General features: G+C 63.7%; 19 protein-coding genes. 9 read left to right on the plus strand and 10 right to left on the minus strand.

The genetic code is table 11. From position 1 onward, the window contains the following. Positions 1-244 precede the first annotated feature (244 nt). Positions 245-1249 (minus strand): bile acid:sodium symporter family protein, encoded by a 1005-nt coding sequence (locus J5M58_RS18625; RefSeq protein WP_112253929.1) that lies wholly within the window; start codon positions 1247-1249, stop codon positions 245-247. A 107-nt stretch (positions 1250-1356) separates the two neighbouring features. Here J5M58_RS18625 and ampC point away from each other — a divergent pair, with 107 nt between their 5' ends. Beyond that, entirely contained in the window at positions 1357-2499 is a 1143-nt protein-coding gene (ampC, locus tag J5M58_RS18630; protein WP_112253928.1) for a class C beta-lactamase, read from the plus strand. A gap of 301 nt (positions 2500-2800) precedes the next feature. Further along, positions 2801-3133 (plus strand): hypothetical protein, encoded by a 333-nt coding sequence (locus J5M58_RS18635; protein WP_003253895.1) that lies wholly within the window; start codon positions 2801-2803, stop codon positions 3131-3133. 46 nt (positions 3134-3179) lie between these two features. On the opposite strand, the gene J5M58_RS18640 is transcribed toward J5M58_RS18635, so the two are convergent. From J5M58_RS18640 to J5M58_RS18665, 6 genes are all read right to left on the minus strand, one after another. After that, on the minus strand, positions 3180-3491 hold the full coding sequence (locus J5M58_RS18640; RefSeq protein ID WP_207879059.1) for a hypothetical protein: 312 nt from the start codon (positions 3489-3491) through the stop codon (positions 3180-3182). 139 nt (positions 3492-3630) lie between these two features. Then, entirely contained in the window at positions 3631-3819 is a 189-nt protein-coding gene (locus tag J5M58_RS18645) for a hypothetical protein (protein ID WP_003253897.1), read from the minus strand. Positions 3820-3957: 138 nt separating this feature from the next. Beyond that, a complete protein-coding gene (locus J5M58_RS18650) occupies positions 3958-4278 on the minus strand; it encodes a YbjQ family protein (RefSeq protein WP_003258990.1) in 321 nt (106 codons plus the stop codon). Positions 4279-4493: 215 nt separating this feature from the next. Further along, positions 4494-5378, minus strand: a complete 885-nt coding sequence (locus J5M58_RS18655) for an EamA family transporter (protein ID WP_025339399.1) — start codon at positions 5376-5378, stop codon at positions 4494-4496. Between the two features lie 146 nt (positions 5379-5524). Next, positions 5525-6280, minus strand: coding sequence for a class II aldolase/adducin family protein (locus J5M58_RS18660; protein WP_207879098.1), 756 nt, complete (start codon positions 6278-6280; stop codon positions 5525-5527). 23 nt (positions 6281-6303) lie between these two features. Next, positions 6304-7347 (minus strand): ABC transporter substrate-binding protein, encoded by a 1044-nt coding sequence (locus J5M58_RS18665; protein WP_112253925.1) that lies wholly within the window; start codon positions 7345-7347, stop codon positions 6304-6306. 176 nt (positions 7348-7523) lie between these two features. On the opposite strand from J5M58_RS18665, the gene J5M58_RS18670 reads away from it, so the two are divergent. After that, positions 7524-9476 (plus strand): FAD-dependent oxidoreductase, encoded by a 1953-nt coding sequence (locus J5M58_RS18670; protein ID WP_112253924.1) that lies wholly within the window; start codon positions 7524-7526, stop codon positions 9474-9476. Between the two features lie 39 nt (positions 9477-9515). Further along, positions 9516-10115 (plus strand): helix-turn-helix domain-containing protein, encoded by a 600-nt coding sequence (locus J5M58_RS18675; protein WP_112253923.1) that lies wholly within the window; start codon positions 9516-9518, stop codon positions 10113-10115. Positions 10116-10419: 304 nt separating this feature from the next. Here J5M58_RS18675 and J5M58_RS18680 read toward each other — a convergent pair whose 3' ends face one another. Continuing rightward, entirely contained in the window at positions 10420-11031 is a 612-nt protein-coding gene (locus tag J5M58_RS18680) for an FMN-dependent NADH-azoreductase (protein WP_049277030.1), read from the minus strand. Between the two features lie 133 nt (positions 11032-11164). On the opposite strand from J5M58_RS18680, the gene J5M58_RS18685 reads away from it, so the two are divergent. Both J5M58_RS18685 and J5M58_RS18690 read left to right on the plus strand, forming a co-directional pair. After that, positions 11165-12067 carry a LysR substrate-binding domain-containing protein gene (locus tag J5M58_RS18685; RefSeq protein WP_015270172.1) on the plus strand — a complete coding sequence of 301 codons (903 nt, stop codon included), beginning with the start codon at positions 11165-11167 and terminating at the stop codon, positions 12065-12067. Then, positions 12060-12419, plus strand: coding sequence for an MmcQ/YjbR family DNA-binding protein (locus tag J5M58_RS18690; protein ID WP_207879061.1), 360 nt, complete (start codon positions 12060-12062; stop codon positions 12417-12419). The genes J5M58_RS18685 and J5M58_RS18690 overlap by 8 nt, the downstream gene beginning before the upstream one ends. A gap of 121 nt (positions 12420-12540) precedes the next feature. Here J5M58_RS18690 and J5M58_RS18695 read toward each other — a convergent pair whose 3' ends face one another. Further along, positions 12541-12954, minus strand: coding sequence for a DUF1294 domain-containing protein (locus J5M58_RS18695; RefSeq protein WP_207879063.1), 414 nt, complete (start codon positions 12952-12954; stop codon positions 12541-12543). Further along, positions 12947-13777, minus strand: a complete 831-nt coding sequence (locus J5M58_RS18700; protein WP_003258998.1) for an undecaprenyl-diphosphate phosphatase — start codon at positions 13775-13777, stop codon at positions 12947-12949. The genes J5M58_RS18695 and J5M58_RS18700 overlap by 8 nt, the downstream gene beginning before the upstream one ends. Before the next feature lie 299 nt (positions 13778-14076). Between J5M58_RS18700 and mcpP the strand changes: the two genes are divergently transcribed. From mcpP to J5M58_RS18715, 3 genes are all read left to right on the plus strand, one after another. Continuing rightward, on the plus strand, positions 14077-15711 hold the full coding sequence (gene mcpP / locus J5M58_RS18705; RefSeq protein ID WP_112253920.1) for a methyl-accepting chemotaxis protein McpP: 1635 nt from the start codon (positions 14077-14079) through the stop codon (positions 15709-15711). Between the two features lie 295 nt (positions 15712-16006). Further along, on the plus strand, positions 16007-16573 hold the full coding sequence (gene pnuC / locus J5M58_RS18710; protein ID WP_112253919.1) for a nicotinamide riboside transporter PnuC: 567 nt from the start codon (positions 16007-16009) through the stop codon (positions 16571-16573). Further along, on the plus strand, positions 16570-17139 hold the full coding sequence (locus tag J5M58_RS18715; RefSeq protein WP_112253918.1) for an AAA family ATPase: 570 nt from the start codon (positions 16570-16572) through the stop codon (positions 17137-17139). The genes pnuC and J5M58_RS18715 overlap by 4 nt, the downstream gene beginning before the upstream one ends. The last annotated feature ends 132 nt before the right edge of the window (positions 17140-17271 follow it).

Consider the following 17271-nt stretch of genomic DNA (forward strand, 5'->3'; position numbering starts at 1 on the left):
GTCAGGGGCAATGCCTGCCTTCAGGAGCGATCGGCCTCCCCGGAAGTGCTTCTTCAGCCCGACGAGAATAACCTCTCCCGCTAGGCCAGACACAACATACAAGGAGCGGCCTTGTGTCGCGAAAGGGTCGCAACGCGGCCCCGGCAATATCTGCTCCAAGCTGAAATCGAGGGGCTGCTTCGCAGCCCTTTCGCGACACAAGGCCGCTCCTACACTGCGACCGCATCAGTGGCCAAACCAGGTGTCAGGACGCCGCAGAAGCTTCTTCAGCCGCCTGCTCACGGCTGGCATAACGCTGCGCCAGCACCGCGCAGACCATCAGCTGGATCTGGTGGAACAGCATCAGCGGCAGGATCATCGCGCCAATCCCACTGCCGACAAACAGCACCTGCGCCATTGGTACCCCGGTGGCCAGGCTCTTCTTCGAACCGGCGAACAGGATGGTAATGCGATCCTCCAGGTCAAAGCCCAGCAGCTTGCCGAGCAGGCGGGTACCGTACAGCACCACCGCCAGCAAGATCCCGCACACGGCAAACAACCCGACCAGGTGTTGCGGCGATACCGTGTGCCACAGCCCGGTGACCACTGCCTCGCTGAACGCGGTGTAGACCACCAGCAGGATCGAGCCCTGGTCCACCACCTTGAGCCAACGCGCATTGCGCTTGACCCAGGCACCGATCCAGCGCCGGGCGGCCTGCCCGGCCACGAACGGCACCAGCAGCTGCAGGGTGATCTTCAGCACTGCATCCAGGCCAGAACCGGTATCACCGCTGGCCCCCAGCAACATCATCACCAGCAACGGCGTGAGGAAAATACCGAGCAGGCTGGATGCCGCCGCGCTGCAGATGGCCGCTGGCACGTTACCACGCGCCAGCGAGGTGAAGGCGATGGCCGACTGCACGGTAGCCGGCAAGGCACACAGGTAGAGCACGCCCAGGTACAGTTCGTTGCCCACCAGCGGCACGAACAGTGGCTTGAACGCCAGGCCCAGCAGCGGGAACAATACGAAGGTGCAGGAGAACACCAGCAAGTGCAGGCGCCAGTGCCCGGCACCAGCGATTATCGCCTCGCGTGACAGCTTGGCGCCGTGCAGGAAGAACAGCAGGCCGATGGCCAGGTTGGTCAACCAACCGAAGTACACCGCGCCGTCGCCCGAGCAAGGCAGCACGGTGGCAATCAGCACCACCCCGAGCAAGGCCAGGGTGAAATTGTCGAATAACATTCGCAAATACTTCATCGCAGTTTCCATCTTGTCATTGTGCAAGGGCAGACGATAAGGTTTTCGGCTTTTCGCCGCTAACGCCGGAACCCCCACCGGTGTCGCTCAACGGACACGCTCCAGCACAGGACCCGCTCATGCCCCTCTCCCGCCTGGCTGCACTTGCAGCCGCCATCACGCTCACCCTGGGCCACAGTGCCGCCCAGGCCGACGACCAGTTGCAGGCGAAGGTCGACCAGATCATCCGCCCGCTGATGCAAGAGCAAGACATCACCGGCATGGCCGTGGCTATCTATGCTCGCAACCACGCGCACTACTTCAGCTATGGCGTGGCCAGCAAGGCTGACAATGTACCGGTCAGCCGCGACACGCTGTTCGAGATCGGTTCGCTGAGCAAGACCTACACCGCCACCCTGGCCGCACTGGCCAGTGCCGAAGGCAAGCTGGACCTCGACGCCCCGGCCAAGCGCTATCACCCGGCCCTCGCCGGGGCACCCATCGGCGACGCGAGCGTGCTGGAACTGGGCGCCTACAGTGCCGACTGCCTGCCATTGCAGTTCCCGGATGCGGTGCAGACGCCGCAGCAGGTGGTCGATTTCTTCCGTCACTGGCAACCCCGCGCCAAACCTGGCACCCAGCGCTGCTACTCGAACCCCAGCCTGGGCTTGTTCGGTGACCTGGTCGCCCGCGCGCAGCATCAGCCGTTTTCCTCGCTGATGAGCGAGGGCCTGCTGAAACAGATGGGCCTGGAAAACACCTATCTGCAGGTCCCGGCCAGCGCCCAGGGGCTGTATGCCCAAGGCTACGACAATGCCGGCAAACCGGTGCGGGTGGCCCCCGGCCCTTACGCCGACGAAGCCTACGGCATCAAGACCAGTGCCAGCGACCTGCTGCGCTATGTGCGCCTGCACATGCAGCCGGAGGGGCTGCCACCAGCGCTGGCGCAAGCCACGGCCATTACCCGGCGGGGCTACTTCCAGGTCGGCGCCATGACCCAGGGGCTGGGCTGGGAGCGCTACCCCTACCCGGTCACGCTGAGCACATTGGTCGATGGCAACGGCCCGCAGCTTGTCCGTGGACCGCAGGCAACCACGCGCTTGCAACCAGCCCTGCCACCGCTGCCGGCAGCCTGGTACAACAAGACCGGTTCGACCAATGGTTTCGGCGCCTACGCCGCGTTCGTGCCCGCCGAACAGCTGGCCGTGGTGTTGCTGGCCAACCGAAATTACCCGAACGAAGCCCGGGTGCGCGCGGCCTTCGAGATTCTGTCCGGGCTGTAGTGCGGGCAGCGATTGTCGAACAAAACGACACAATGTAGTGACCAAAAATATTCACTACAAAATGGTTGACGCCGTTCATCGCCCTTGGGCATGATGAAGCCGTCTCCCTGATCGGGAGCGGTGGCAAGGGTGTTCCAGACGGCCTGCGCGGTAACGCAGGCCGTCCGTGGAGAGGGAAACTGTCCAAAAGGCAGCGTGAGAAAGCCCCTGTTGCGATGCTGCTGTAGCAGCCTTGGTAGTGCGCTACACCGTGGTAGCGCCAACTGTGAAAAATCACCTACGAATGGGTAATGGGGGCTTTATGATGAACTTGAACAACAATCCGACTATCGACCAATTGGCCCAGCTGTTCGCCGTACGCAAGGACAGCCTTGACGACCACCTGCTGTGGGTCAGCCAGACCGGTGAAGTGCGCCTCGACCGCCTGCCACCGAACACCGTCGAAGATGAATTCGAAGAGCACCTGCCCAGCATGCGGGCGCGCTTCAAGGTCTACCGCCGTGGCCAAGGCTACGTCGGCAAGAAGGCCGCCGCCGACACCGAGTTCGTTGGCCGCGTCCTGCAGACCCTGCAACAAGAATGGCCCGCTGCCCGTGAGCAGCAGGCAGTCAAGGTGATCGAACCGCTCAACTGACGGTTCCCACCCTTACCTGAGCCCGGCCTGCATAGGCCGGGCTTTTTCATGCCTGGCGCCGCTGGCTGCGGGGTTCCGGCAGCGGCAAGGCGCCGGTTGCCATCGCCCGGGCGCGGTCAACACCCCACACCAGGGCGCGGGTCATGGTCTCGCCTGGCCGTACGGGGTAATACTCCTCCAGCAATGCTCGGCCATCGGCGGCATACAGCCCCAGGAACAGTTGGGTCGCCCCCAGGCGCGACAAGCGCACCTGCACGTCCAGCGTGGTGCCGTCACTGAGCGCTTCGTCGTGGCAGCGGCTGTGCAGCTGGGCATCGGCCCATTGCCAATAGGTCTTTTCCCTGACTCGCATGAGCATTCAATCCTCCGTTGCTGGAATGCCGCGCAAGAAAACCACAGCCTTGGCTATCCCGCGAGCGCTACCCGGCAATGCCATGAGGCGGATCAAGAAATGTAATAAAAACCCCGCCATTCGGCGGGGTTGTGCTGGAGCGGGATCACTTCTTCAGTGGAACCCGCGGCATGAAGCGGCCTTTTTTGCTGCGCTGCAGGTGTGCAGGCTGGAGCTGTTCGGAATCATCCAGCGTCATGTGGGCAAAGCCCAGGCGGAAGGCCGCCTGGCCGCAACGCACCTGGCTGTTGATCGGGAACGCGTCGTTCAGGTCTTCGAAAAAGGATTCGCTCATGCCCTGTCTCCCTCCAGTGGCGGACGCGTCGGCAACCAGAACAGTTGCTCCACTAAACGCGACCTGTGAAAGTGAGACTAGCTGGTCATTTGCGGACCGCCCGGACCGAGATCCTGGACCCGACCAGCGGCAGGCGCTCTACTTCAGGCGCACCGCCGTACCGGTAGCAAATACCACGACCATGCCGCCCTGTACCGACGGCATGCTGATCTCGAAATCCACACCCACTACCGCATCGGCTTGCAACTGGCGTGCCCGCGCCTTCAATTCTTCGGTGGCCTGCTCCCGGGCTTCACGCAGTGCGCTTTCCAGCGTTTGCGAACGGCCGCCGAAGAAGTCACGAAAACGTGCGAAAAAATCGCGCACGAAGTTGATGCCCTGCACCGATTCGGAGCTGACCACGCCCAGGTATTCGGCAATCGGGCGGCCTTCGAGCTGGCTGGTGGTGGAAATGATCATGGGGTGCGCTCCATTGGCCTGGCAAAAGAGGCCGATTCTAACAGAGCGCAGCGCTGACCCGCAGACACGCCTCCATTGTGGGAGCGGGCGTGCCCGCGAAGCAGGCACCGTGTTGTTTGGCACGGGCTTCGCCCGTGTTCGCGGGCGCGCCCGCTCCCACAGGGAACGCGCAAGCTTTCAGATTTTCAGTCAGGCTGAGCGCGTGAAGGCGTCAACTACGCGCTGACCGCGCGCAGCCGTTGCCCAATGCGGGCGCCGAACACGTTGACCAGCAATCCGGCCATGACCAGCAATGCGCCCCAGCCCTGGGTCGCGGTCAAACGCTCACCCAGCAACAACGCCGACGAACTCAGGCCAATCACTGGCACCAGCAGCGAAAACGGCGCCACCTTCCCGGCCGGGTGGCGCGACAGCAGCTTGCTCCACAGGCTGTAGCCAAGCATGGTGGCGACAAACGCCAGGTAGGCCAGGGCCAACACCGAACTCCAGCTGATATTGGCAAGGGCATGGCCAATACGCTCCGGCCCCTCCAGCCACCAGGACAATGCCAGGAACGGCAGTGGCGGAATCAACCCGCCCCAGATCACCAGCGCCACCAGGTCAACCGAGCCAAAACGCCGGGTAATGATGTTGCCCATGCCCCACATCGCACCAGCACACAGGGTCAGCACCAGCGCCAGCATCGGTACATGGCCGCCGTCTTCGCTGCCGATAAGCGCCAGGCCGCTGGCGGCCACCAACAGCCCCAGCACGCTGGCCAGGCGCAGCCGCTCGCCGAGAAACAGCGCGGCGAAGCCGAGGGTGAAGAACGCCTGCGACTGCAGGATCAGCGAGGCCAACCCCGGCGGCATGCCGCTGTACATGGCCTGGAACAGGAAAGCGAACTGGCCCAGCGAAATGGTCGCACCGTAGGCGATCAGCCAGCGCCAGGGCAGCTTGGGCCGCTTGACCAGCAGGATCGCCGGGAACGCTACCAGCAAGAAGCGCAATGCCCCCAGCAACATCGGCGGCAAGCCATCGAGGCCAACCTTGATGACCACGAAGTTGACTCCCCAGGCGACAATCACCACCAGGGCGATGAGCAGGTCCTTGAGCGGCATTGCGACATCCTTCTTCAAGCTTTCTAGACATATTTCGTTACAGCATAAGGCTATTCCTTTGACAGGGACCAGCACAGTTGCGGCATAGAGCTGCGCAACAGTGACTGTTATTGAGCAAATTTTGACGCAGCGATTGCAGGGCGGCGTCAGTTCCGATAGCCGGGTGCAACCCTTTCCAGCATCCGTAGCAATGCCTGCCAAGCCAGCTGCAACGCATCCGGGTCCGCCAGCTCGCCCTGCTTCAACCCCCACCCCGGCTCATTGAACTGCCGCTCGGTATGCGCGCACACTTCGGCCGACGGCAAAATCACTTGCCCGGCACTCTGCGCCGCCAACTGGATCTCGCAGGCCTTCTCCAGGTAATACATGCGCAGGAATGCTTCGGCCACGCTGCGCCCTGTGGTCAGCAGGCCATGGTTGCGCAGGATCATCACCGGCTTGTCGCCAAGGTCCGCCACCAGCCGTCGCTGCTCATCCATGTCCAGCGCTATCCCTTCGTAGGCGTGGTACGCCACCTTGCCGTAAAACTCCATGGACATCTGGTTGAGCGGCAGCAGCCCGCATTCCAGCGCTGCCACCGCACACCCTGCCCGGGTGTGGGTGTGCAGCACGCAATGGGCATCCTCACGGGCGGCATGGATGGCGCTGTGAATGACGAAACCGGCCGGGTTGACCGGGTGCGGTGTCGGATCGACCGGCCGGCCCTGCAGGTCGATCTTCACCAGGCTGGAGGCCGTGATCTCATCGAACAGCAGGCCGTACGGGTTGATCAGGAAGTGGTGCTGCGGCCCTGGCAGGCGCAGGGAAATATGGGTGAAGATCAGGTCGCTCATGCGAAAGTGAGCGATCAGCCGATAGCAGGCGGCCAGCTCCTGGCGCAGGCTTTGTTCCGTTGCGGTCATCATCGTTGCCCCTTTGCAGCACGCTATTTGCTGGCCCACGCATTGAAGCGCTGCTCCAGCTCTTCGCCATGGTCGACCCAGAATTCCACATTCATCGCCAACGCCCCCTGCAGGTTCTGCGGCGAAGTAGGCACCCAACTGGCCAGGGACGGGTCGAGCTTCGCTGCCGCCTGGGTATTGGTCGGCCCATAGGGAATCTGCTGCACATAACGCACCTGGGTATCCGGCTGGTTGGCGTAGGCGATCAGCCGCTTGGCCTGCTCGACATGCCGCGAGCCCTTGATGATCGCCCAGTAATCCATCCCATACAGGCTGCCAGGCCAGACCACCGCCAGCGGGCTGCCCTGCTGGGCCGCCACGGCGATGCGCCCGCTGTAGGTCGAGGTCATCACCACATCACCCGCCGCCAGCCACTGCGCCGGTTGGGCGCCAGCGTCCCACCACTGGATATGCGGCTTGAGTTCGCTGAGTTTGGCAAAGGCACGCTCGACCCCGGCCGGTGTGGCCAGCACCTGGTACACATCCTCGACCTTGACTCCGTCGGCCATCAGGGCGAACTCCAGGTTGTACACCGCACGCTTGCGCAGGCCGCGCTTGCCCGGGTACTTGCTCACGTCCCAGAAATCGGCCCACGACGCAGGCGCCTGGGCCAGCTTGCTGCGGTCATAGGCAATGGCCACGCTCCATACCAGCGCCGCCGAGCCGCAGGCCTGCGCGGCATCGGCAATCAGTTCACCCGCATGGCCCATGCGCTGCCAGTCCAGCTGCTCGTAGATGCCCTCGTCGCAGCCGCGCATCAGGTCAGGCCCTTCGATCTGCACCACGTCCCAGTCGACATTGCCGGTGTCGGCCATTACCTGGATCCGGGCCATTTCGCCGTTGTACTCGCTCTGGATCAGCTTGCTGCCATCCTGGGCACTGAACGGTTTGAAGATCGCCTCGTCCTGGGCTTTCTGCCCGGCGCCGCCATAGCCGACCACGACCATTTGCGGTGCCGCTTGCGCACTGCCCAGGCCCATGGCCAGCAACGCTGCGCAAAGGCCGCTTACACGTGGGAATACCTGCATCGTAGTTGCCTCCTGCCGGTGCCCGAGGGGCCCGTTTTCTTGTTGTTGTGAGGTCACGCCCTCGCCATGAGGGTGAGAAAAACCTAGTCGTCGAGCAGTAAAAAAACAAGTTGATTTTTTACTGACGCTACACTTTCATACAAAAACAAGAACAACACCGTACCGGAGCCGCCTGTATGCAGACCGCCTTCCCTCATCTGTTCGAAGCCTTGCAGATCCGCGGCAAACGCTTGAAGAACCGCATCATGTCCACCGGCCACGACACCTGCCTGCCTACCGACAATCTGGTCAACGACAAGCTCATCGCCTACCAGCGCGCTCGCGCCGCCGGTGGCGTCGGCCTGATCGTGCTGCAGGTGGCCGGGGTGCATGACAGCGCCCGCTACACCTCGCATGTGCTGATGGCCACCGACGACGCCTGCATCGACGGCTACCGCCAGCTTGCCGAGGCCTGCCATGAGCATGGCACCGTGGTGCTTTCGCAGCTGTTCCACCCCGGGCGAGAGATCATGGAGACGGCGGACGGTTTGCTGGCGGTGGCCTACTCGGCGTCCGCGGTGCCCAATGAACGCTTCCGGGTGATGCCGCGTGCGCTGGACCAGGCAATGATCGACGAGATCGTCCAGGGCTATGCCAGCGCTGCCCGCCGCCTGCACCAGGCCGGGCTGGACGGTGTTGAAGTGGTCGCCAGCCATGGCTACCTGCCTGCGCAATTCCTCAACCCGCGGGTAAACCAGCGTACGGATGGCTACAACGGTGAGCTGGAGCAGCGCCTGCGGTTCCTGCGCGAAGTGCTGGCCGCCGTACGCGCGGCCACCGACGAGCAGTTCATCGTCGGCCTGCGCATCAGTGCCGACGAGCGCGACAGCCAGGGGCTGAGCGAGGACGAATCGCTGGCGGCAGCGGTTGCCTTGCAGGGCCAGCTCGACTACCTGCACATCGTTGCCGGCACGTCGGCATCCCTGGGCGGCGCCGTGCATATCGTGCCGCCGATGGCCATTCAACCGGCCTACCTGGCCCGGGAGGCCGGCTCCTTCAAGCAACACCTGGGCATTCCGCTGTTCGTCACCGGCCGTATCAACCAGCCTCAGGAAGCCGAACTGATCCTGGCTCGTGGCCAGGCCGATGTCTGCGGCATGACCCGCGCGCTGATCTGCGACCCGCTGATGCCGAACAAGACCGAGCATGGCCAGGTCGAGGACGTACGTGCCTGTATCGCCTGCAACCAGGCCTGCATCGGCCATTTCCATCGCGGTCTGCCCATTTCCTGCATCCAGCGGCCGGAGACCGGCCGCGAATTGCAATACGGGCAACTGACCCCCACCGCCCACCCCAAGCGCATTCTCGTGGCCGGTGGCGGGCCCGCTGGCATGAAAGCCGCCGCCGTGGCCGCTGCGCGCGGGCACCAGGTAACACTGTACGAGGCAGGCCCGCAGCTCGGCGGCCAGGTGCTGCTGGCACAGTTGCTGCCACGGCGCAGCGAGTTCGGTGGCGCCAGCACCAACCTGCAACGGGAAATGGCCCTGGCGGGTGTTGAAGTGGTACGCAATACCCGGGTCGATCGCGCACTGGTCGAGCGAGAACGCCCCGACCTGGTGATCGCCGCCACCGGTGCAACCCCCTACTGGCCGGCCTTCGAGCGCACCGGTGAGCTACAGGTAGTGGATGCCTGGCAGATACTACGCAACGAGGCAAAGCCAGGGCGTTCGGTGCTGGTGATCGACTGGCGCTGCGACTGGATCGGCCCCGGCATCGCCGAACGCCTGGTACGCGAAGGCCACCAGGTGCAGCTGGCGGTCAATGGCACCCATTGCGGCGAAAACCTGCCGCTGTACGTGCGCGATCAACTGGCCGGCGAGCTGCATCGTCTGGGTATTCCCATCACGCCGTATGCCCGCTTGTATGGCAGCGACGACAACACGGTATACCTGCAGCACACTGCCAGCGGCGAGCCGATGATCTTCGAAGGCATCGACACACTGGTGCTGTGCCTGGGCCATCAACCAGAAGACCGCCTGGCCACGGAGCTGGCCGGCCTGGTCGAGGTGCGCCGCATTGGCGACTGCCTGGCGCCGCGTACCGCCGAAGAAGCGATTCATGATGGCCTGACGGTTGCCTGGGCGCTCTGAGGCTGTACATACTGCGGCTTTTACGATGGACCGACGTGCATGAGCCAACTCCCCCAGCCCCCCGCCAGCGAAGCCGGGGGCGCCGCGCCGCAGTTTCTCGGCAGCCGCATTCGCGGCCTGCGCAAGCGCCGTGGCATGACCCTGGCGGAGCTGGCCACGCACAGTGAACTGACCGCCGGCTACATCAGCCAGCTGGAGCGCAACCTCTCCTACCCGTCGATTCCGGCGCTGTTCAACATCGCCCGCAGCCTGGGGGTGACCATCCAGTGGTTCTTCGCCAGCGAAGCCATCACTGCGCCCGAGGACCAGGGCTATGTGGTCCGGCGCAACAGCCGCCTGAGCGTGCATTACGAAGACGGCATCGTCGATCAACTGCTCACGCCCCAGCCCAACCGCCAGCTGGAGATCCTGCATTCACGCTTCCCTCCGGGTAGCTACAGCCAGCAGAGCTACAGCCATGACGGTGAAGAGGCCGGCTACATCCTGAGTGGCAGCTTCGAGCTGTGGGTGAGCGAGCGGCATTTCCAGCTGGGCGAAGGGGACAGTTTCAGCTTCTCGAGCCAGGAACCGCACCGCTACGGCAACCCCGGCGAGGTGGATGCCGTGGTGATCTGGGTGATCACGCCGCCAACATTCTGAAGCAAGCTCGCTCCCCAATATCCGGCAACAGGGTCTACCTTGTTAACCGAACTTTCGAGGAGCACAACCATGAAGCAGATCCTTCCACATCGATGAATCGGCCCGCCGCGTCGGCTACCCGGCTATCCCGGTAGCCTGAGGTTGATTGTGGGAGCGGCCTTGTGTCGCGAAAGGGCCGCATAGCGGCCCCAGGATGTCAGCGTTTACACCGAGATCTCTGGGGCCGCTTTGCGGCCCTTTCGCGACACAAGGCCACTCCCACAGATTTCGCGCAAGCCTTTGACGCTTGTGCAAGACAGCAGGATCAAGCCGCAGCGAACAGCTCGTTGGCAATCTGCGCCTGGGCAGCATCGATCGCCTGGCTACGGTGCTCAGGGCCATAGGCCAGGCCATGGGCGCGGACGATTTCCAGGTCGGTGACACCGATGAAGCCCAGGAACACCTTGAGGAAGTCCTCATGCCCGGCGCCCGTCGGCTGGCCAGCGTGCAGGCCACCGGCGGTGGACACCAGCACCACCTTCTTGTTACCGCACAGGCCTTCCGGGCCAGCTTCGGTGTAGCGGAAGGTCTTGCCGGCGACGGCAACGCGGTCAATCCAGGCCTTGAGCTGGGTCGGCACGGTGAAATTGTACATCGGCGCACCAATCACCACGGCATCGGCGGCCAGGAACTCTTCCAGGGTTTCCGCGCTCAGCTTGGCTTCAAAGGCCTGGGCTGCGTCGCGCATATCTTCCGGGGTGCCAGCCGCTACCAGGGTAGCCGCAGAGAAGTGGGCGATGGCGTCAGCGGCCAGGTCGCGGTACACCACTTCCACGCTCGGATCGGCGGCTTTCCACGCTTCGACCACTTCGCGGCTCAGTTGGCGGGAGGCGGAATTGTCGCCCAGGATGCTCGAATCGATATGCAACAGTTTCATGGGACTCTCCTGTGAATGAAGACCGCGACGTTGGGCGATCACGATGGAGAGAATCCTACCCACATCAACAATGGCTGATAAGGCGGCAAAAATGCGTTAGTTTGTCCTACACATGGAACAGTGAGACATTCCCATGCAAGACCTCAACGACCTTTTCTACTTCGCCCGCGTGGTCGAAGCCGGCGGTTTCGCCGCAGCCGGCCGCCAGCTGGGCATCCCCAAGTCGCGCCTGTCGCGGCGCATCGCCGAGCTTGAAGAACGCCTGGGCACGCGCCTGCTGCAACGCACTACACGGCAACTGAAGCTCACCGCGGTGGGCGAGCGCTACCTGCACCACTGCCAAGCCATGCTGCTGGAGGCCGAAGCCGCCGACGAAGCCGTGGCCAGCATGAGCAGCGAGCCGCGCGGGCGCTTGCGGGTGTCCTGCCCGGTGGCACTGGCCCACGCCTTCCTGCCGGATGTGATCAGCCGCTTTCTCGCGCAGTACCCGCTGGTGCAACTGGACATGGTGTTGCTCAACCGCCGGGTCGACCTGATTTCCGAAGGGATCGACGTGGCCTTGCGTGTACGGGACCTGGGCGATGAAGACCCGGCCCTGGTCACTCGCCGCCTGCGCCAGGCGCAGATGCAACTGGTTGCAGCGCCCGGTTTCGCCGACCACATTCGCGAACCGGGCCAACTGGCGTCATTGCCGGTGCTGGGCGCTGCCGAGGCGGACCGGCTGGTACACTTCCGCCTGTTCGGCCCCCATGGCAAACAACAGGAAATTGCCCTGGAGCCACGCCTCGCCATCGATGATTTCGTAGTACGTAATGCTGCTGTACGGGCAGGCCTTGGGTTTACTGCGCTGCCCAGCATGTTCTGTGAAGAGGAACTGGAGCGAGGCGAACTGGTGCGCCTGCTGCCGGACTGGTCGCTGCCGGGCGGCTACCTGCAGGCGGTGTACCCGCATCGGCGCGGCTTGCTCCCTGCGGTACGGGTGTGGATCGACCACCTGGCGGCGTCGTTCGAGGCCTGTGGAGAAAAGTATGTCTGAGCGAAACATGAGCGAAGCGCAGGTGGCAGCGTTCTGCCTGAGCCTGCCGGGTGCGCGGGAAGACTACAAATGGGGTGGCATCCGTGTGTTCTCGGTAGCAGGCAACAAGATGTTCGCGGTGCTCGACCTGGCGGGTGCGGGGTTGTCGTTCAAGGTGGCCGACGAACTGTTTCTCGGCTACTGCGATCGCCCGGGGGTGCGGCCTGCGCCGTACCTGGCACGGGCGCGGTGGATCAGCATGGCGTCGCCCTACCCCATGGGGTGTGAGGAGCTGTGTGATCTGTTGCAGCGCTCGCACCAGCTGGTGGTGCGGCGGTTGCCGAAGCGGTTGCAGGTGGGGTTGGTATTGTGAATTCGCTGTGCCGGCCCTTTCGCGGGTAAACCCGCTCCCACAGGGTTCTCCACTGGTCTCAAGACTTGTGCTGTACGTGTGGGAGCGGGTTTACCCGCGAAGAGGCCGGCACAATCAAACATCAATTGAAGGGCAGATACCGCCCCCCAAGAAACAGCCAGTCCGCCCAAAACACCTGGTGCACCAGCACAATCCCCCAGAACACCAGCTGGTACGACACCTTGCGCGTCTTGTGCCGATACAGCTGCTGCGCCAGCAGTGCCCCCGGCCAGCCGCCCAGCAGCTCACTGGCATGCAGCACCTTCTCGGGCGTGCGCCAGGCCTGGGTACGCGCCTGCTGTTTATCCTGCCAATACAGCAACAGGCTGATCAGGCTCATTGCCGGGTACAGCGCCAGCGGCCACCAGGCCTGGTCGACCCAGGCCATGCGCGCCGCGCCCAGGCCCGGCAGCAGGCACAGCAGGCCCAACAGCAGCAGCTTCAGGCGCACGTTGCGTACGCCCTCCTTCCTTTGCCCCGGCGCTGCCTCAGCCATGTGCCGTCGCCCAGTCAACCCAGCCGAACTGCCAGGTCGCCAGGATCAGCAGGCCAAAGGCAATGCGATACCAGGCGAACGCCGCGTAGCTGTGGTTGGCAATGAACTTGAGCAAGCCGCGCACGGCGATCATGGCAAAGATGAACGAAGTGACGAAGCCAATGGCAAATACCGGCAGATCGCCGGGCTGGAACAAGTCGCGGTACTTGTAGCCTGAATACACCGCCGCACCGACCATGGTCGGCATCGCCAGAAAGAACGAGAACTCGGTCGCCGCCTTGCGCGACAGACCAAACAGCAGGCCGCCGATAATGGTCGAGCCGGAGCGCGAAGTGCCCGGGATCATCGCCAGGCACTGGATGAAGCCGATCTTCAGTGCGTGGCTCCAGCGCATGTCGTCCACGTGGTCCACCTCCACACGGTGCTCGCGGCGCTCGGCCCAGAGCATGATCACCCCGCCCACTACCAGGGCAGCCGCCACGGTGATCGGGTTGAACAGGTACTCGTGAATCAGGTCGGCGAACAGCACGCCCAGCACCACTGCCGGCAGGAACGCCAACAGCAGGTTACCGGTGAACCGTCGCGCCGTGGGCTGGCTGGTCAGGCCGAACACCACGTCGAAGATCTTGCCACGAAACTCCCACACCACCGCCAGGATCGCCGCCAGCTGAATGATGATGTTGAAAGCCATGGCCCGTTCGCCACCAAACCCGATCAGGTCGGCGACGATGATCTGGTGGCCGGTACTGGAGATCGGCAGAAATTCCGTCAGCCCTTCGACCACGCCCAAGATGATTGCCTGAAAGGCAGTCCAAAAATCCATCGTTCCCCCGATGGAGCGCTGCTCGTGGCAGGCCCCTTGTTCTTGATTTGCTTGAAATTGCCGCGCGCGGCCCGGCTGTTTTACAGCGACTGTTGGGCGCAATGCCAGTAGAAAAGTTCACGCCGCCTAAAGGTTTCATCTTGCGCGGCCGAAATCCTGTCAGAGCGCCTTTGCAATCGCCTTGTACAACCTGCTGCAGACTATCGGATGTATAGCACTTAGCCATTGGTCGAGTGGGGGGCTGGTGCAAAGCATGCTTGGATGCGCCTATATAAAAAGAACAATGCGGGAGCTGTGGTATGAAAACCCTGAGATCGATGTCTATCAGCCGCCGTTTGTGGCTGATCCTTTTGGTGGCAGTGGCAATGCTGGTGGTATTGGGCCTGCTGATGCTGCGTCAGATCCACGGGGACCTGTACCAGGCCAAAGCTGAAAAGACCCGCCACGTGGTCCAGACCGCAGCCGGTGTGCTGGCCTATTACCAAGGCCTGGAGGCAGCCGGCACGCTCAACCGCGAGGCGGCCCAGCAGCAGGCGCTGCAAGTGGTACGCGCGTTGCGCTACGACCACGACGACTACTTCTGGATCAATGATCTGGGGCCGAAGATGATCATGCATCCGGCCAACCCCAAGCTCGACGGCCAGGACCTGTCGGCCATCCGCGACCCCGACGGCTTTGCCGTGTTCAACGAGATGGTTGCCCTGGCGCGGCAGCAGGATGCCGGGCCGGTCAACTACCGCTGGCCCAAGCCTGGTGCCAGCGAGCCGGTGGCCAAGACTTCCTACATCCAGCTGTTCAAGCCCTGGGGCTGGATCATCGGCTCGGGCGTCTACGTCGACGATGTGCAGGCCGAGTTCACCCGCCAGTTGCGCGATGCCTCGCTGGTGGGCGTGGCCATCGCCCTGCTGATGGCGCTGGTGGTCATGCTGATTGCCCGCAGCATCGCCCGCCCGTTGCAGGAAGCGGTGCAGGCCATGGGCAACATCGCCAGCGGTGAAAGCGACCTGACCCGGCGCCTGGACACTCACGGCCGTGACGAAATCACCCATCTGGGCGAGCACTTCAACCGCTTCAACGGCAAGCTGCAAGGCGTGATCGGCCAGTTGCAAGGGGCGGCCCATGCCCTGGCCCGGTCCGCCGGGCATGTCGGCGACAATGCCGGCGCCGCGCAACAACACAGCGCCCAGCAGTCGCTGCAGATGGACCAGGTTGCCACCGCAGTCAACGAAGTGACCTACGCCGTGCAGGACGTGGCCAAGACCGCCGAACAGGCCGCCGGTGAAATGCGCACCGCGCAACAGCAGGTGGCACACGGCCAGGAGGCCATTCACGGCAGCCTGGCGCAGATCGACCGGCTCTCGCTGACCATCGACCAGGCCGTACAGGTGATCCGCGACCTGGCCGGGCACAGCACGCGCATCGGTGGTGTGCTGGACGTGATCCGCTCCATCGCCGAACAGACCAACCTGTTGGCCTTGAACGCAGCCATCGAGGCGGCGCGGGCCGGCGAGCAAGGCCGTGGCTTTGCTGTGGTCGCCGACGAGGTGCGCCTGCTGGCCCAACGCACGGCGCAGTCGACGGCCGAAATCCATACCATGATCGAGCACCTGCAAAGCCAGTCGGACGCTGCGGTCAAAGCCATCGATACCAGCAGCGAAGCCTCGCGCCAGACGGTCGAACAAGCCCGCGAGGCCGGTGCCAGCCTGGATGCCATCAACCAGGCGCTGAACAACCTCACGGCGTTGAATGCCTCCATCGCCAGCGCCACCTTGCAGCAGTCGCATGTGGTCGAAGAGATCAACCGCAACGTGCTGGATACTGCCGGGTTGTCGCAGCAGACCGCCGATGCGGCGCGCCAGTCCAGCGATGCCGGGATGGCGTTGGGGCAGTTGAGCGAAGAGCTGGAGCAACTGTTGCGGCAGTTCCGGGTATAAGACCAAGCCCCAGTGGGAGATGGCCAAGCCCTTTGGACTGCGCTGTCGCGTAGATAATTGAAATTGCAGGCAATGCGCGTACCCTGTGGGAGCGGCTTTAGCCGCGAAGAACCCAGCGCGGTGCTTGGCACCGGCTGCGCCGGTGTTCGCGGCTAAAGCCGCTCCCACAGGATCCCTGCTGACTCACAGCCATGTGCAGTCCTGTGGGAGCAGCCCCAAAGGCCCAACGCGCTACACCTTCCTAGGCCGACCAGCTACAATCGCGCCCCTCCCCCGTAGTCTCCAAGGATCGCCGATGTCCGGCCTTGAACTCATCGCCGCCGTCCTCGGCGTCACCGCTGTCTGGCTCACGGTCAAGCAGAACGCCTGGTGCTGGCCAATCGGCCTGGTCATGGTGCTGATCTATGGCTGGCTGTTCTACGAGGTGAAGCTGTACTCCGGCATGCTGCTGCAACTGGCCTATGCCATCCTGCAGGTCTACGGATGGTGGCAATGGAAGCGCCCGGGCCATGCAGAAGACGCCCGCCAGGTCACCCGCCTGCGGCGCCCTGCATTGCTCGTCGGCCTGGCCGGCGGGGTGCTGCTGAGCGCCGCCCTGGGCGCGGCCATGGCCACCTGGACCGACGCCGCCCTGCCTTGGCTGGACGCCACCCTGACCGGCTTCAGCCTGGTGGCACAATTGTGGATGGCGCAGAAGCGCCTGCAGTGCTGGCCGCTATGGGTGGTGGTGGATATCGTCTACGTGGGCCAGTACCTGGATCAGCAGTTGTACTTCACCGCAGGCTTCTTCGCCGTGCTCACGCTGATTGCCGTGCGCGGCTGGCTGGAATGGCGCCGTGCCCCGGCGTTGGTGCAGCCATGAGCGCGGCACAGGCCATGAAAGTGCTGGTGTTGTGCGGCCCGGAGTCCAGTGGCAAGAGCTGGCTCAGCGGTGTTATCCAGGCCCATTTCGGCGGCGTGGTGGTGGCCGAATACGTGCGCCACTTCATCGACCAGGAATGCCGCGACACCTGCTATGCCGATATCCCCGCCATCGCTCGCGGCCAGCTGGCCTGGGAAGACCACGCCCGCGAACAGGCACCGCCGCTGCTGATTCTCGACACCCACCTGCTCAGCAACATGCTCTGGAGCCACGCCCTGTTCGGCGACTGCCCGGCCTGGGTGGAGCAGGCGCTGCTGGCGCGGCATTACCATCTGCACCTGTTGCTAAGCCCGCAGGGCGTGGATTGGGTTGCCGATGGCCAGCGCAGCCAGCCCGAACTGCGTGATCGCCAGCGCTTTTTCGACGACAGCCTGCACTGGCTGCAACGGCATGGCCAGGCGTACAAAATAATTGAGGGCAATTGGCCACAACGCCAGTTGCTGGCACTGCAAACAGTGGCTAGGCTCATTGGTAGCGATGCGCCATCCTGCCCAACCGAGTGTTAATCCACTGACACACCCCCGTGCGGCGAAGCCCCCGAAAACATGGAGCCTTCCGCGGCGTCGAAGGTAGTGTCAAGCAGTTGAAACAACCCTGCAAAAACCCTTCCAATCAAGGCCAGCACTGGCTTTGCCTGC

Source organism: Pseudomonas sp. 32_A, from assembly GCF_017490905.1.
Lineage (GTDB): Bacteria > Pseudomonadota > Gammaproteobacteria > Pseudomonadales > Pseudomonadaceae > Aquipseudomonas > Aquipseudomonas inefficax.

Coding starts and splice junctions, on each gene's coding strand:
- mcpP (WP_112253920.1), top strand. CDS start 14,077: ATGAAAACCCTGAGATCGATGTCTATCAGCCGCCGTTTGTGGCTGATC.
- J5M58_RS18625 (WP_112253929.1), bottom strand. CDS start 1,249: ATGGAAACTGCGATGAAGTATTTGCGAATGTTATTCGACAATTTCACC.
- J5M58_RS18675 (WP_112253923.1), top strand. CDS start 9,516: ATGAGCCAACTCCCCCAGCCCCCCGCCAGCGAAGCCGGGGGCGCCGCG.
- J5M58_RS18670 (WP_112253924.1), top strand. CDS start 7,524: ATGCAGACCGCCTTCCCTCATCTGTTCGAAGCCTTGCAGATCCGCGGC.
- J5M58_RS18640 (WP_207879059.1), bottom strand. CDS start 3,491: ATGCTCATGCGAGTCAGGGAAAAGACCTATTGGCAATGGGCCGATGCC.
- J5M58_RS18700 (WP_003258998.1), bottom strand. CDS start 13,777: ATGGATTTTTGGACTGCCTTTCAGGCAATCATCTTGGGCGTGGTCGAA.
- J5M58_RS18665 (WP_112253925.1), bottom strand. CDS start 7,347: ATGCAGGTATTCCCACGTGTAAGCGGCCTTTGCGCAGCGTTGCTGGCC.
- J5M58_RS18680 (WP_049277030.1), bottom strand. CDS start 11,031: ATGAAACTGTTGCATATCGATTCGAGCATCCTGGGCGACAATTCCGCC.
- J5M58_RS18685 (WP_015270172.1), top strand. CDS start 11,165: ATGCAAGACCTCAACGACCTTTTCTACTTCGCCCGCGTGGTCGAAGCC.
- J5M58_RS18655 (WP_025339399.1), bottom strand. CDS start 5,378: ATGCCGCTCAAGGACCTGCTCATCGCCCTGGTGGTGATTGTCGCCTGG.
- J5M58_RS18690 (WP_207879061.1), top strand. CDS start 12,060: ATGTCTGAGCGAAACATGAGCGAAGCGCAGGTGGCAGCGTTCTGCCTG.
- J5M58_RS18635 (WP_003253895.1), top strand. CDS start 2,801: ATGATGAACTTGAACAACAATCCGACTATCGACCAATTGGCCCAGCTG.
- J5M58_RS18645 (WP_003253897.1), bottom strand. CDS start 3,819: ATGAGCGAATCCTTTTTCGAAGACCTGAACGACGCGTTCCCGATCAAC.
- J5M58_RS18695 (WP_207879063.1), bottom strand. CDS start 12,954: ATGGCTGAGGCAGCGCCGGGGCAAAGGAAGGAGGGCGTACGCAACGTG.
- ampC (WP_112253928.1), top strand. CDS start 1,357: ATGCCCCTCTCCCGCCTGGCTGCACTTGCAGCCGCCATCACGCTCACC.
- J5M58_RS18715 (WP_112253918.1), top strand. CDS start 16,570: ATGAGCGCGGCACAGGCCATGAAAGTGCTGGTGTTGTGCGGCCCGGAG.
- J5M58_RS18660 (WP_207879098.1), bottom strand. CDS start 6,280: ATGACCGCAACGGAACAAAGCCTGCGCCAGGAGCTGGCCGCCTGCTAT.
- J5M58_RS18650 (WP_003258990.1), bottom strand. CDS start 4,278: ATGATCATTTCCACCACCAGCCAGCTCGAAGGCCGCCCGATTGCCGAA.
- pnuC (WP_112253919.1), top strand. CDS start 16,007: ATGTCCGGCCTTGAACTCATCGCCGCCGTCCTCGGCGTCACCGCTGTC.